Raw genomic sequence first — 12,291 nt, 5'->3', positions numbered from 1 at the left:
CTCTAAATTTGCTGCAATACGAGAATAATGATTTTTGAGCTTCTTTTTTTTCATTACCTTTTCTGCTTCCAATAAATTAAAATCTACGTTTATGACTATCCGGCACCCCGTTATTCTACTTGCTTATTCGTTGGTGATACTTTCATTGCTATTAGTAGTTAACTGCAGTAGCTCGGAAGAGTTTAGCGGTTTTTCCTATGATCCTGAAGGCGTTACCATTACTACCGATAAAGAGATCCAGCCTCAGCATAAACGCAGAATTGGAGTAAACAAAGGATCCATTTGGATAAGCAATGAATTTGCTGGCGCACGGATGAATGATTTCTACCAAGTCAATGACACCTTATATCGTGTACTCATTGAGCCGGAAAACCATCCTGTTAATAATAGTCCCTGGTATGCATTTAAAATATGGAGCGACAGCAGTAAAACCGTCGACTTGCAGCTAACATACAAACATGGGAAACATCGCTATATACCGAAATTAAGTCACGATGGCAGAAACTGGCAACGTATTGACAGCGCCAAAGTACGAACTGATACCACGGCCGGTACAGCGACCCTTACCCTACATATAGACACTGAACCACTTTGGGTTGCTGCCCAGGAAATATTAACCGGCAAGAAATATAATCAGTGGGCCGATTCCCTGGCTTCGAAACCTTGGGTTACCATAGATACGGTAGGCTACTCCCATCAACATCGTCCCATATACAAAATGCTTATTGGGCAGGCTGATAGTTCACAACCTCAGGGTGTCGTCATCATTACGGGGCGTCAACATCCCCCCGAAGTCACGGGCGGAATCGCCTCACAAATCTTTATTAACGAACTTGCCTCTGAAAAACCGTTGGCTTCTCAATTCAGGAAAGAGTTTGAAGTTTGGGCTTACCCTCTTGCTAACCCTGATGGCGTACAACAAGGACATTGGCGCCATAATGCAGGGGGCGTAGATCTTAACCGAGACTGGATTAACTTTAACCAACCGGAAACACAGGAGATCCGTGATGATTTATTACCCTTAAAACGGGATAGCCTACGCAAAGTTTACTACGGCATCGACTTCCACTCTACTGATGAAAATATCTTTTATCCCATCAATCGTGAAATTGACACCTTTCCCCAGGATTTTACGTTTCAATGGATTGACAGCCTCAAAAAAGCATTTCCTGACTACCCCGTTGATGTTGAAGCTTTTGATACCAGCTCTCCCATCACTAAAAACTGGGTCTACCGAACTTTCGGAGCTGATGGGGTAACTTATGAACTCAATGATGAGGCAAATCGGGATAGCTTACGAACTGTAACTCAACAAAGTGCCCATATTATTATGCGACAACTTTTAGAAGAAAAGAAAAAACGGAAATAACCGATTAAAGATGAAGAAATTCATGCTTCCTTCATCTTTGCTTCTTAAGCTTGGGACTGATATAACATATTCGACATCCCGACAGGAAAGTTGAAATTAAACCAGGTAATAAAAATTGCTATCTCTCTTTGTGACTAACTAGTAAATCAATGATCAGAAAGGCAGTTACCATATCGTTGATAGTATGTGTACTGGGCTCACTTGTGCGTTTTGCCATGCCACTTACATGGTATATTGCCAACTATGATCATATTACTTCTGAGCTTTGTGTAAATCGGAATAATCCCGACATAGAGTGTGACGGCATGTGCCAGCTCGAAAAAAAGATGCACGAGCGACAAGAAAAGCAGGCACACGAAGCACCCCACCAACGAGTAGATCGCCAAGCACGAATCTTACTTTTCTTTACTGACACTCTACCCTCTATTCCAAACTTCGACAGGACCGGCCAGTCTATATATATTGGAAATATAAAAGACTATTCTCTCTGGCTTGCTGAGCCCCCCTCTCCCCCTCCAAAAATTGGTTAAGGCGAACATCATTCCACTTCTCTGTCAATTTTGATGACGATATCTAGTCATAACGACAGAACTATAATCGCGAACCATTTTTAAGTAATACCAGAACTATGAATATTATTAAATACACAACTACCGCTGTACTACTTTTGTGTGCTTTTAGCACGTCATTAGCACAACAAACGGCTACAATTAATGGACAGGTTTTCAATGAAGAAAACAACAAACCGCTCCCGGGCGTAAACATAATCATTAAGAATACCAACAAAGGGTCATCCAGCAATGGCCAGGGGGCATTTACCCTCTCCAAAGTCGATCCCGGCTCGTATACCCTGATCTTCTCTTTCATCGGCTTTAAAAAAATAATCAAACCGATTCAGCTTTCTCCCGGAGAAAGAGCTGAAATAAAAATAGAACTAAGCCCGCGTTCTATGCTCTTAAATGGTATACAGATTACAGCTCTGCGCCCCGACCAAATTGCAGAAGCTAATATGAAAGAAAATGAAGTCAAAGAAGCCAACCCAAGAGATTCAGGAGAACTCCTTCGAAATATTGCCGGTGTTGATGCCGTACGGAGGGGCCCTGCAGGTCTAGACCCTGTTATCCGGGGTTTACGAGAAACAGAAATTGGAACCTACCTTGATGGCACACGCATTTTCCCAGGCGGCCCTGCTCGTATGGATTCCCCATTGAGTCATCTTGATCCAACAGCTATAAAAAAAATTGAGGTTGTCAAAGGGCCCTATGCCCTAACATGGGGGGCAGGAAATATGAGCGCCGTTCACGTTGAAACCCAACCACTAAATACCCTAACGAAAACTTTCGGGGGGACCATTACCAGCGGATACGACTCCAACCTTAATGCTATTGAAGAAGCCGTATCAGTACGGGGCAGCACCGGTAAGTTTGGCTACTGGGTACACGGTGCCTGGCGCGAGGGCAATGATTTCGAGTCTGGCAATGGCACCAATATTCCCGGAAACTTCCTATCCCGTGAACTTCGTGCTAAATTCGGATATGCGCTTACTTCTAAGTCATACGTAGATATTTCTATAGGATATCAGAATCAAAAAAACCTTGATTATCCCGGCCGACTACTCAATGCCGATTTTTTTAATACCTATAATTATTCGGCCAACTGGGAGTGGATCCCAGAAAACGGGATTCTCAGCTCATTAAAGGCTCAAGCCTATATAAACAATGTTGACCATGGTATGGATAATGATGGGAAACCCACCGCGCAAGAAGACCAAAATCGTATGCCCCCCTTTCCATTAGCCGTTGCTGTTGATGCACGTGCCCATGTGAGCGGTGGTAACATCACTGCAGAACTCACACCTGCTCCTTCATGGAATCTTGAAATAGGCACAGATATCTACAGTGCCAATCGTGATGCTGTACGCACTATTGATCGACGTAATGAAGGTATGAAGCCGGCCATGTTCCCCCTTGTAGACCAGATGTGGCCCGATGCCAGAGTCACCGACCTGGGACTTTTTGCCAAAGCCAAACATTCCTTTACTGATCAGTTAAATGCAACATCAACCGTTCGGCTGGATCTGGTTTATACTGATGCCGGCCCTACCAGCAACTTTTTTGCCAATAATGTATCTACCAATTTAGAACAATCAGAAACCAACTTAAGCGGCTCCTTTACCCTGAACTATATTGCCAACCAGCACTGGACCTTAGGCGCCGGTCTTGGCTCGGTAGTACGTACTGCTGATGCCACCGAACGCTACTCTGATCGCATTCCGGCCAGTAAGGCACAAACCAGTGCGGAGTTTGTGGGAAATCCCGACCTTGACCCCGAACGAAGTACACAAGCCGACCTTTGGATTGACGCTACCTACCAATCCTGGAACCTATCCCTTAATCTATTTGGTCGTCAACTTGATGAGTATATAACCTTTGAAGCAACAAACCTCCAAAAACGTCTGCCCTTGAGCCCCGATACGGTATTTCGATATATTAATGGCAAAGCGTGTTTCTGGGGATTTGATCTCTCAGCCTCATACCGAATAATCAATGCACTATCACTTAACGGGAGTGCCCATTACCTTTGGGGAAAAGATATTTCATTAAATGAACCGGCCTTAGGGATTTCCCCCTTCGGCATTGATGGCGGACTTCGCTATGAATCACCTGATCGACCTTGGTTTGTGGAAGGTACGTTCCACTGGATCACCGAACAAGATCGTGTAGCTACCACACGGGGAGAAACTTCAACAGATGGGTATCTCACAGCCGAAATAAAAACCGGCCTAACGGCTTGGAATCGATTATCATTGCAAGCAGGGGTAGAAAATGTAACAAATACCCAGTACGTTAATCATCTGAATGCCAAAAACCCTTTCAGCAAACAATCCATTCCTGAACCGGGTCGAGTATTCCATCTTGATATCACCTACAAATTTTAACGCTGGCAATTAGCTAAATTCACATTATGAAGTATAACGCAATTACGTTATTTATTGCTATTTCTGCAGCGGTAATTCTGGCCTCGTGTAACAGCGGGCCAGAACCGCTGTATGATTTAAGCAACAACACCTATCAACTGCGTAACACTGACAGCAGCCGTGTGCAATTCCCCGACGATTTTCGCGGTGAAATTGCAGTTATAAGCTTTATCTTCACACACTGCCCGGATGTATGTCCCGCTATTACTGCAAACATGAGTAACATCCAGCGTGGACTTAAAGATACAACCGGCATCCAATTTATAGAGATCTCTTTTGATCCCCAACGCGATACGCCCAACGTATTAAAATCATACAAACAGCAATACAAACTAAACGATCAGTTCACTTTTTTAACAGGAGAACAAGCGACAGTGGATTCCCTGCTTAAAAAAATGGAAATTATAGCCGTAAAAACCTTTGCGGATTCACTGGCCCAAGATAGTAGCAACTACAATATGCGCCATTCAAACACTATCTATCTCATGGACGAAAATGGACGAATTCGTTCTGAATACCCAGCCAGTGTTGTTCCTCCTGAATATGTAATAGAAGACATACAAACGTTGAGAACCCTATGAAACCATCAATTACCTTTATTTTAATAATCCTTTTTAACATCACAATATTTTGGGGATGCAGTTCGGAATCAAAAACAGAAAAAAATACGAATGAAGTTATATTGGGAAAACTAGAGCTTTCTAATGGGTGGGCTCGACCGGCTCCTAAAGGCCAAACAACAACGATCTACCTTACTATTACGAATGGTACAGCCAGCCCGGATACTCTTGTCAGCACAAGCAGTACAATTTCCGAGTCTGTGGAACTTCATCAATCTATTAAACACGAAGATGGCACTATCTCCATGGAACCAGCCGGAAGCCAACTCATACCATCGGGAGAAAAATTGCGTCTCGAACCCGGTGGTTATCACCTCATGCTCAAAAATATAACCAGAGAACTTAGTATCGGAGATTCCCTTTCGGTAACACTTACCTTTGCCCGTCTTGGTGCGAAGAAAGTAACTGTACCCGTACAAATTCAGCAGAACTAAAACTTTTTATATGCTTCAATCTATACTTTTGGTGGGTCTTGGAGGATTTTTTGGCAGTATACTCCGCTATCTGGTGTCCTACTATGTTAACATGAACTGGTCATCCCAATTCCCCATAGGCACCTTAGCCGTTAACCTGGTAGGCTCTTTTCTTATTGGGATTATTATTGCAGCTTCGTTAAATGGCAACATGAGTCAACAAACACGTCTGCTGCTGGCCACCGGCTTTTGTGGAGGCTTTACTACTTTCTCATCTTTTTCATATGAGTTCTTTTCGCTGTTGCAACATGAACATACCGGCTATGCTTTTCTGTATGCCGCGGCCAGCTTTGTACTTGGGCTGTTTTTTGTGTGGTTGGGCTTTAGCTTGATCAAGGGATAAAACTCAAAAACCAATACGGAAGGAAATAAGCTGTAAAATGCTTTGCTATGTAGTTAAATAGCAGCTACAAAGGAGTTGTCTCACCGGCGAAGTATCAAAAGTATTTCAAAACTCTATTATATAACAGGGCCACAATATATTGTGGCCCTATTATCTGATATTCTTAAACGTTAAGCACTAAGTAAACTCAGGATGAGTTTGCCAATAACACTTATTATTTAAATTGCAATACATTAGCAGGCGAACCACTTGGCAGTGCTATATTTAACATCGTTGAGATGGTAGGAGCAATTTGTGGAATAACCGTTTTGCGACCGGTACTGCCTTGCGGCACATTCCATCCGTAAAACAGAAGCGGAACATGAGTATCATAATTATATGGTGAACCATGCGAGGTCCCCGTGGGGTAGTTAGAATCTAACCAACCCGACTTAAGCTGAATATACACATCCCCTGAACGGTCATACATAAAGCCACGCTGATACATTGCCTGCTGACCGTGGTCAAAACTTTTATACTGGAAATTATAAGCTGTATTTGTGGATTTTACCCCTTCAAACTGGAGAAGAAAATCTGCCACATTATCTTGGACCTGTTTCAATGAAAGCTCCTCTGTAGCTATTAACTCTCGATCCAGATAGATCTGCTGGTTAGTATAATCCTCAACCCATGCTCCGGAGCCATAGGTCTCATTCAGAAAGGATGACAATTGATCAATCACAGTATCACTGTCAAAATAACCACCCGGGAGGTTTTTATCCTTGAGCTCAGCCGGAACGTCAACAACCCCGTGATCAGATGTCAAGAAGACCATGTAATTTCCTTCACCAACCTTTTGGTCGAGATAACTAAGCAGGTCTGCCAAATCACGATCAAGGCGCAGATAGGTATCCTGCAGCTCAATAGAATGTGGCCCATACTGGTGCCCCACGTAATCAGTTGACGAAAAACTCACGGCAAGAAAATCAGTAATTTCATCGCTGCCTAATTGTTCATGCTGCACAGCTTCTTTAGCAAGCTCCTTAATCAAGGTATTTCCAAAAGGGGATCCTTTTACTGCCCAATATTCATCTTCAGAATACTCCCCCAGCTCATGAGGAAAAACCGGCTTCTCTTCATCCCCTGAGGTGCCTTCATAAGGCGTATCATCCGGATTACTCTCGGTATACTGTTCTATAGGCAGTAAGGTGTTCCAAGTTTTATTACTTAATTCCCGGGCTAAGCCGCGCTCATTAAACTCTTTCATCCATGTTGGTAGCTCCGACATATACCAAGAACTGCTCACAAAGTGTCCATTCGTATCATCATACCAATAGGCCCCATCCCCCAAGTGACCGGCAGGCAATACAGCGCCCCTGTCTTTGATAGATACCGCTACTACTTTACTCTCAGAACTTGCTGATTTAAGCTCATCCGTTATTGTGGTACTCAATAAATTATGGGGGGACATCTGCCCGGTATCTCCGTCGGTGCCTACCGGCTGTACCGTAGAGTCTGCTACCACATACATACCATCATCAATAGAACGATCGTACCAGGAGTTGCCGACGATACCATTCACAGAAGGTGTTGTCCCTGTATAGACTGCGGCATGTCCCGGGCCGGTATACGTTGGTACATAATTGAAGTGATTATTCGTAAAACTAAATCCCTTATTTACCAATCGCTTAAAACCGTTATTTTTAAACTTATCCCAGTACAAGGGTAAATAGTCGTATCGCATCTGGTCTACAACAATTCCTACTACTAGTTTGGGACGATCCGTTGTTATATTCTTTGCATCTTGATCTTGTGACCATCCTGTTTGAACTCCAATGAGTATAATGAGAAGCGTAAGGCTAATATTTTTCACGAGTTTCGTGTTTATTTTATTTGTCAAAATTTGATAACTAAAAGTAACTTCTTTTCGTTAATTATCGAATTATGTTTCTGTAAAATGATTTAAGCTCAGCTGCCTCATAAATAAGGTATTTCTTTTCGCGTAAAAAATTCCCGGCTCTGTGGACCTATTCACGCCATCCCCACCAAGATTAACCAACAATATAAAAGGATAAAAACAAGATGTAGTTCCACTATACTCACAAAAAACAAAGTTCATACTTACTAAATTAGTCAATTGACAACCTATATTTTTCTTACATTTAAGCTATGACTTCTACAGAAAAAGATAAAAAATCTAGTTGGAAACGAAGCCTTATTGAATGGTCTGTCATTGGAGCTGTTATTGCCCTACTCTACTTTACCGGATGGCATACCGAAGTTTTAGGCACCTTACAACGCGGTATGCTCTGGACCGGCCTCTTTGATGCCGATACCTCCCAGGTTACGACCACAGATGGTCCGATATTAAGTTCACAAGACTATCAATTAGAGTTGCTGCAAACCAATGGAAACAGAACTACCTTGAGTAACTTTAAAGGAGATCTCATTTTTCTCAACGTATGGGCTTCATGGTGCCCGCCCTGTGTTGCAGAAATGCCTACCATTGAAACCCTGTATAATGAAGTGGGGGACCATGAAAATATTCGTTTTATTCTCCTTTCTATGGATAAGGAACCCCATAAGGCTGTTCAATTTATGCAAAGTAGAAAGTTTGATATGCCCTATTACTTCCCAGCTTCAAGACTTCCGATAGCATTCCAAAGCGAATATTTACCCACTACCTATGTAATTTCAAAGGAAGGGAAAATCATCTATAAAAAAGAGGGAATTGCCGACTACAGCGCCTCTGTTTTTATGCAATGGATAGAAGAGATGGCCGATAAATAGCTCCAGAAAACAATGAATTTTACGCTATCTGAAAACACCTATATCCAGCGACGAACTTCTTGTCGGTACTCTCGATATTCATCCCCGAACTTTTCCAATAAAGCTTCTTCTTCGGGTTCAATCTGATATCGATTCAAATACACTACAAACAGTGGTACGCAAAAAAGGCTCAATATATTCTGTAATACCAAGCTATAGGCGATAAGTAGCAACAAAAAGGCAACATACATCGGATTTCGTGAAAGCTGATAGATACCATCAGTCACAAGACTGGCCGTTTGGTCTAAGTTTAGGGGATCTATAGTAGTTGTGTTACGGTGAAATTGATAGATACTCAATACACCAAACAGCACCCCAATAGCCAATAGTACTTCCGCAATAATATTGGGCCATGGCAACCCCAAGAATCCAACCTCATTAAAGAAGTAATCGATACCCCACATTAAACCTACAAAAATACCTGTTACTATAGCCGGTGGTATCTTAAGCTTCATTAATTTATTTACTCTTTGTCCTGTTTAGGATTTCCTTTTCTAAATGGCATTGTAAATAATCCCATTATTTTTTTGTCCTCATCCCGATCAAACTCATCAAGCCCAATATGCAATGTTTTAAGCGGATTGTGAAGTCGAAATGTATCTCCTATACGATCCCAAAAAGAAAACAATGAACTATAGTTTGAATCGGTTTCCGGCTGCCAGCGGGAATGGTGCACTTTATGCATGGCAGGTGTTACAATTATTGCGCGCAATGCTTTATCTGCTTTTTCGGACAATGCAAGGTCAGCGTGGTGAAACTGTACTACAGCAAACATCAGAGTCTCATACAATAGCAGCTCCCAGAGGTGTAACCCAATCACCAAAATTATTCCAATACGAAGAACTGAGGAAAAGATAATTTCCCCGGTATGAAATCTGCTGGCTGTTGTAACGTCCATTTTATCATCGGCATGATGCACACGATGAAAACGCCAAAAGAAAGGGATCTTATGATTAATGACATGCCACAAATACATCCATATGTCCATCAAAAGAATTGCTCCAACGGTATGAGACCAAGCAGGAAAGCCCGATAACTGTAACCAATTCAATAACCCAAACTGGTGTTCGTAAGCCCAGTTCGAGGCCCAAAGCCAGGCTCCTACAAAAAACACTGAGATGATCAATGCATTGGTTAATCCCAACGCCATATTGACTAGCAGATGCTTACCCTTTTCTTTGATGGATCCTTTGAAAAAATCAAAAAATGGATGAGCCTGCTCCAGCATCATCAAGATAACAAGCCCGATGACAGCAGCCAAAACCTGGGTTTGTTCCATTAGGTCGATAAGTGCCTGCATAACTGTAATTTTAACTCAAAAATAAACTGTTAATCATCATAAGAAACGACTAATTTTTATTTCATCAAACATCATCAACACTATATTAAGAGACTCAATAAGATGAAAACGGAAGCAGAAGCTAAAAAATTTTGGAATGAACGCTATTCAGGGAATCATTTTGTGTACGGCACGCATCCTAATACATTTTTCAAGCAACAGCTGGATAAACTATCTCCCGGCGAACTACTCATGCCTGCTGAAGGAGAAGGTCGCAACGCGGTATATGCCGCTGAACAAGGCTGGTCGGTAACGGCATTTGATGTAAGTGCCAAAGCCCAGAAAAAAAGCATTAGAACTTGCCAAACGTCATCATGTAACTATAAGATACAACATAAATACCTTTCAAGATTTTACCTTTGAACCCAATACCTTTGATGCCATCGCATTCATTTATGCTCATATTCATAAATCATTACGCCGAAACCTGCATCGTAAATACGTCAATGCTCTAAAACCCGGTGGCAAAATAGTTCTTGAAGCATTTTCAAAAGAACAACTGGGCAACAACTCTGGCGGCCCTAATAGCCTTGAGATGCTTTACTCTAAAGAAGAACTGCTAACAGATTTTGAATCCTTGGATATCAACAAAGCCCAATCCCTTGAAGTATCTCTCTCAGAGGGAGAGCACCACAAGGGACAGGCAAATATTATCCGTATTGTAGCACAAAAGCCCGGTAACTAAAGGCGATGCTACTCACTTTCAAATCCGGCATCAACCAGCTCTTGATACCCACCTACATTATATACGTTCTTGAAACCATATTTTTTCATCAACTCAAGTGATTTACCACTCCTATTGCCTGATCGACAATATAAATAGTAGGTTTTATCTTTGTTAAGTGAGTCGAGGTGAGCCTCTAACTCTCCGCTCAAATAATCATATTGATAATCGACTCTTGCAATGTGACCGGCGTCATACTCCTCTTGGGTTCGGACGTCTATAACTATTCCCCCCTGCTCATTAAGTTCTTTTTGAAATTCAATGGGATCAAGACGCTTCTTCTCCTTTTGTTCACCGCATGCCAATAAAATAACTGAACTAATGATTACCAATAAACTGATTGAGAGTATTCGTTTCATCATAACTTACCGATATTAGGTTAACGCTAAATTTCTATTCCATATATTTACGCCTGATCAAATCCTGCAGAAACTAATTGCTTGAATCCTCCAATATTATATACATTTTCAAAACCTTTTTTGTTCATCAAACTTGCCGCCTTACCACTTCTGCTCCCCGAACGACAGTATAAAAAGTAAGTTCCATTTTTATCCAGCTTATTTAGCTGCTGTTGAAACTCACCAGACATCACATCAAAGTTATAATCAGCTTTTTTTAAATGCCCCTGCTTATATTCATCTGCCGTTCGCACATCAATGACAGTACCGGATCCATTTTTAAATTTCTCTTTAAAAGCATCAGGAGAAAGCACCTCGCCCCTATTTCTTTTAGATAGATAAAAAAGAACAAATGCTGTTACTATAAGAATAATTACTACTAAACCTGTATCCATTTTTATTGTAATCGTTAGAAATAAATTAAAAGTGATGTACTAGAAGTAAGACTCTCTAAATATTCATATAACTAATATAACCGCCCATCAAAATGAGAAATATAGCAAACCCTTTTTTAAGGTTTTTATTGGAAATCTTGTTAGAGACTTTTTTGCCAATCAGACTACCCACAGCACCAATTAGGCTAAACACAAAAATAAGCTCCCAGTTCATTGACATATCCAGCTCGGCCAACACTTCCACATATTTATAAAAGCCGCTAAAACTCTTTAAGGCGATAATCAACAAGCTGGTACCCACAGCAAGGCTCATGGGTAACCCACCTAGCAAGACCAAGGCCGGCACAATAAGAAAACCACCGCCCACACCCACCAACCCTGTTAAAATACCTACAGCTAATCCTTCTAAGATTATTTTCCACCAAGCATGGGTGATCTTTGGCTCTCCACCAACCTCCACCCGCTCCTTGTTATCTTTGAACATCATTACAGCTGCAATAATCATAACAGCTGCAAAAAGCAGCAGTTGAAAGGTGCCCGTTACATAGCCGGCAATGATAGCACCGCCATAGGTTCCGACCATTCCCGGCAGTCCAAAGAGTATAACACTTCGCCAGTGGACCTGCTTTTTAAACGCATAGGGTATAAAACCGGCAAAACTAATTGCCCCGACAATACCGAGAGATTCTGCGATAGCTGCTTTTTCAGGTTCATCGGCAAAATAAATAAGTACAGGAACAGTTAAGATTGAACCACCAGAACCCAGCAGCCCCAGAGATAGCCCAACCAGTAATGCTCCAATCCAAGATAAAATCATATCGCCTACTACTTCTCTATAGACCGGA

Annotated in this window: 15 protein-coding genes; 9 read left to right on the top strand and 6 right to left on the bottom strand. The window is 41.8% G+C overall.

Going from position 1 to position 12,291, the window contains the following annotated elements:
- Positions 1-91: 91 nt before the first annotated feature.
- The 6 genes from FCN14_RS11990 (at position 92) to crcB (ending at position 5,782) form a co-directional block, all read left to right on the top strand.
- Positions 92-1,369, top strand: coding sequence for a M14 family metallopeptidase (locus FCN14_RS11990; RefSeq protein ID WP_138431515.1), 1,278 nt, complete (start codon positions 92-94; stop codon positions 1,367-1,369).
- A gap of 149 nt (positions 1,370-1,518) precedes the next feature.
- Positions 1,519-1,899, top strand: coding sequence for a hypothetical protein (locus tag FCN14_RS11985; protein ID WP_138431514.1), 381 nt, complete (start codon positions 1,519-1,521; stop codon positions 1,897-1,899).
- Between the two features lie 98 nt (positions 1,900-1,997).
- Positions 1,998-4,307: a TonB-dependent receptor gene (locus FCN14_RS11980; RefSeq protein ID WP_138431513.1), complete on the top strand. Its 2,310-nt coding sequence runs from the start codon at positions 1,998-2,000 to the stop codon at positions 4,305-4,307.
- Positions 4,308-4,333: 26 nt separating this feature from the next.
- A complete protein-coding gene (locus FCN14_RS11975; RefSeq protein WP_138431512.1) occupies positions 4,334-4,927 on the top strand; it encodes an SCO family protein in 594 nt (197 codons plus the stop codon).
- The gene (locus FCN14_RS11970; protein WP_138431511.1) at positions 4,924-5,400 is read left to right on the top strand and encodes a copper chaperone PCu(A)C; all 477 of its coding nucleotides are present in this window, start codon (positions 4,924-4,926) and stop codon (positions 5,398-5,400) included. Before FCN14_RS11975 ends, FCN14_RS11970 begins: the two co-directional genes overlap by 4 nt.
- Before the next feature lie 10 nt (positions 5,401-5,410).
- Entirely contained in the window at positions 5,411-5,782 is a 372-nt protein-coding gene (gene crcB / locus FCN14_RS11965; RefSeq protein ID WP_138431510.1) for a fluoride efflux transporter CrcB, read from the top strand.
- A gap of 214 nt (positions 5,783-5,996) precedes the next feature.
- Here the strand turns inward: crcB and pafA are convergent, their stop codons facing one another.
- Positions 5,997-7,634 (bottom strand): alkaline phosphatase PafA, encoded by a 1,638-nt coding sequence (pafA, locus tag FCN14_RS11960; RefSeq protein WP_138431509.1) that lies wholly within the window; start codon positions 7,632-7,634, stop codon positions 5,997-5,999.
- A 296-nt stretch (positions 7,635-7,930) separates the two neighbouring features.
- Here pafA and FCN14_RS11955 point away from each other — a divergent pair, with 296 nt between their 5' ends.
- Positions 7,931-8,551 (top strand): TlpA family protein disulfide reductase, encoded by a 621-nt coding sequence (locus FCN14_RS11955; protein WP_138431508.1) that lies wholly within the window; start codon positions 7,931-7,933, stop codon positions 8,549-8,551.
- 38 nt (positions 8,552-8,589) lie between these two features.
- On the opposite strand, the gene FCN14_RS11950 is transcribed toward FCN14_RS11955, so the two are convergent.
- Positions 8,590-9,045 (bottom strand): methyltransferase family protein, encoded by a 456-nt coding sequence (locus FCN14_RS11950; RefSeq protein WP_138431507.1) that lies wholly within the window; start codon positions 9,043-9,045, stop codon positions 8,590-8,592.
- Between the two features lie 8 nt (positions 9,046-9,053).
- Positions 9,054-9,890, bottom strand: a complete 837-nt coding sequence (locus tag FCN14_RS11945) for a sterol desaturase family protein (RefSeq protein WP_138431506.1) — start codon at positions 9,888-9,890, stop codon at positions 9,054-9,056.
- 102 nt (positions 9,891-9,992) lie between these two features.
- Here FCN14_RS11945 and FCN14_RS15905 point away from each other — a divergent pair, with 102 nt between their 5' ends.
- Together FCN14_RS15905 and FCN14_RS11940 are read left to right on the top strand one after the other, a co-directional pair.
- Positions 9,993-10,292, top strand: coding sequence for a class I SAM-dependent methyltransferase (locus FCN14_RS15905; RefSeq protein ID WP_212747638.1), 300 nt, complete (start codon positions 9,993-9,995; stop codon positions 10,290-10,292).
- The gene (locus FCN14_RS11940) at positions 10,198-10,614 is read left to right on the top strand and encodes a methyltransferase domain-containing protein (protein WP_212747637.1); all 417 of its coding nucleotides are present in this window, start codon (positions 10,198-10,200) and stop codon (positions 10,612-10,614) included. The genes FCN14_RS15905 and FCN14_RS11940 overlap by 95 nt, the downstream gene beginning before the upstream one ends.
- Before the next feature lie 8 nt (positions 10,615-10,622).
- Here the strand turns inward: FCN14_RS11940 and FCN14_RS11935 are convergent, their stop codons facing one another.
- The 3 genes from FCN14_RS11935 to FCN14_RS11925 are packed head-to-tail and all read right to left on the bottom strand — an operon-like array spanning position 10,623 to position 12,263.
- On the bottom strand, positions 10,623-11,015 hold the full coding sequence (locus FCN14_RS11935; protein ID WP_212747636.1) for a rhodanese-like domain-containing protein: 393 nt from the start codon (positions 11,013-11,015) through the stop codon (positions 10,623-10,625).
- Positions 11,016-11,059: 44 nt separating this feature from the next.
- Positions 11,060-11,446 (bottom strand): rhodanese-like domain-containing protein, encoded by a 387-nt coding sequence (locus FCN14_RS11930; protein WP_138431505.1) that lies wholly within the window; start codon positions 11,444-11,446, stop codon positions 11,060-11,062.
- Positions 11,447-11,501: 55 nt separating this feature from the next.
- On the bottom strand, positions 11,502-12,263 hold the full coding sequence (locus FCN14_RS11925; protein WP_138431504.1) for a sulfite exporter TauE/SafE family protein: 762 nt from the start codon (positions 12,261-12,263) through the stop codon (positions 11,502-11,504).
- Between the last annotated feature and the right edge of the window lie 28 nt (positions 12,264-12,291).

This window comes from Fodinibius saliphilus (genome assembly GCF_005869845.1).
Taxonomy (GTDB): domain Bacteria; phylum Bacteroidota; class Rhodothermia; order Balneolales; family Balneolaceae; genus Fodinibius; species Fodinibius saliphilus.
The sequence above is the reverse complement of the archived record's forward strand: the minus strand, read 5'-3'. Positions and strand labels throughout refer to the sequence as shown.

What these genes read in the sequence shown, in the direction of transcription:
- FCN14_RS11990 (WP_138431515.1), top strand. Translation starts at nt 92, where the DNA reads ATGACTATCCGGCACCCCGTTATTCTACTTGCTTATTCGTTGGTGATA.
- FCN14_RS11985 (WP_138431514.1), top strand. Translation starts at nt 1,519, where the DNA reads ATGATCAGAAAGGCAGTTACCATATCGTTGATAGTATGTGTACTGGGC.
- FCN14_RS11980 (WP_138431513.1), top strand. Translation starts at nt 1,998, where the DNA reads ATGAATATTATTAAATACACAACTACCGCTGTACTACTTTTGTGTGCT.
- FCN14_RS11975 (WP_138431512.1), top strand. Translation starts at nt 4,334, where the DNA reads ATGAAGTATAACGCAATTACGTTATTTATTGCTATTTCTGCAGCGGTA.
- FCN14_RS11970 (WP_138431511.1), top strand. Translation starts at nt 4,924, where the DNA reads ATGAAACCATCAATTACCTTTATTTTAATAATCCTTTTTAACATCACA.
- crcB (WP_138431510.1), top strand. Translation starts at nt 5,411, where the DNA reads ATGCTTCAATCTATACTTTTGGTGGGTCTTGGAGGATTTTTTGGCAGT.
- FCN14_RS11955 (WP_138431508.1), top strand. Translation starts at nt 7,931, where the DNA reads ATGACTTCTACAGAAAAAGATAAAAAATCTAGTTGGAAACGAAGCCTT.
- FCN14_RS11950 (WP_138431507.1), bottom strand. Translation starts at nt 9,045, where the DNA reads ATGAAGCTTAAGATACCACCGGCTATAGTAACAGGTATTTTTGTAGGT.
- FCN14_RS11945 (WP_138431506.1), bottom strand. Translation starts at nt 9,890, where the DNA reads ATGCAGGCACTTATCGACCTAATGGAACAAACCCAGGTTTTGGCTGCT.
- FCN14_RS15905 (WP_212747638.1), top strand. Translation starts at nt 9,993, where the DNA reads ATGAAAACGGAAGCAGAAGCTAAAAAATTTTGGAATGAACGCTATTCA.
- FCN14_RS11935 (WP_212747636.1), bottom strand. Translation starts at nt 11,015, where the DNA reads ATGATGAAACGAATACTCTCAATCAGTTTATTGGTAATCATTAGTTCA.
- FCN14_RS11930 (WP_138431505.1), bottom strand. Translation starts at nt 11,446, where the DNA reads ATGGATACAGGTTTAGTAGTAATTATTCTTATAGTAACAGCATTTGTT.
- FCN14_RS11925 (WP_138431504.1), bottom strand. Translation starts at nt 12,263, where the DNA reads ATGATTTTATCTTGGATTGGAGCATTACTGGTTGGGCTATCTCTGGGG.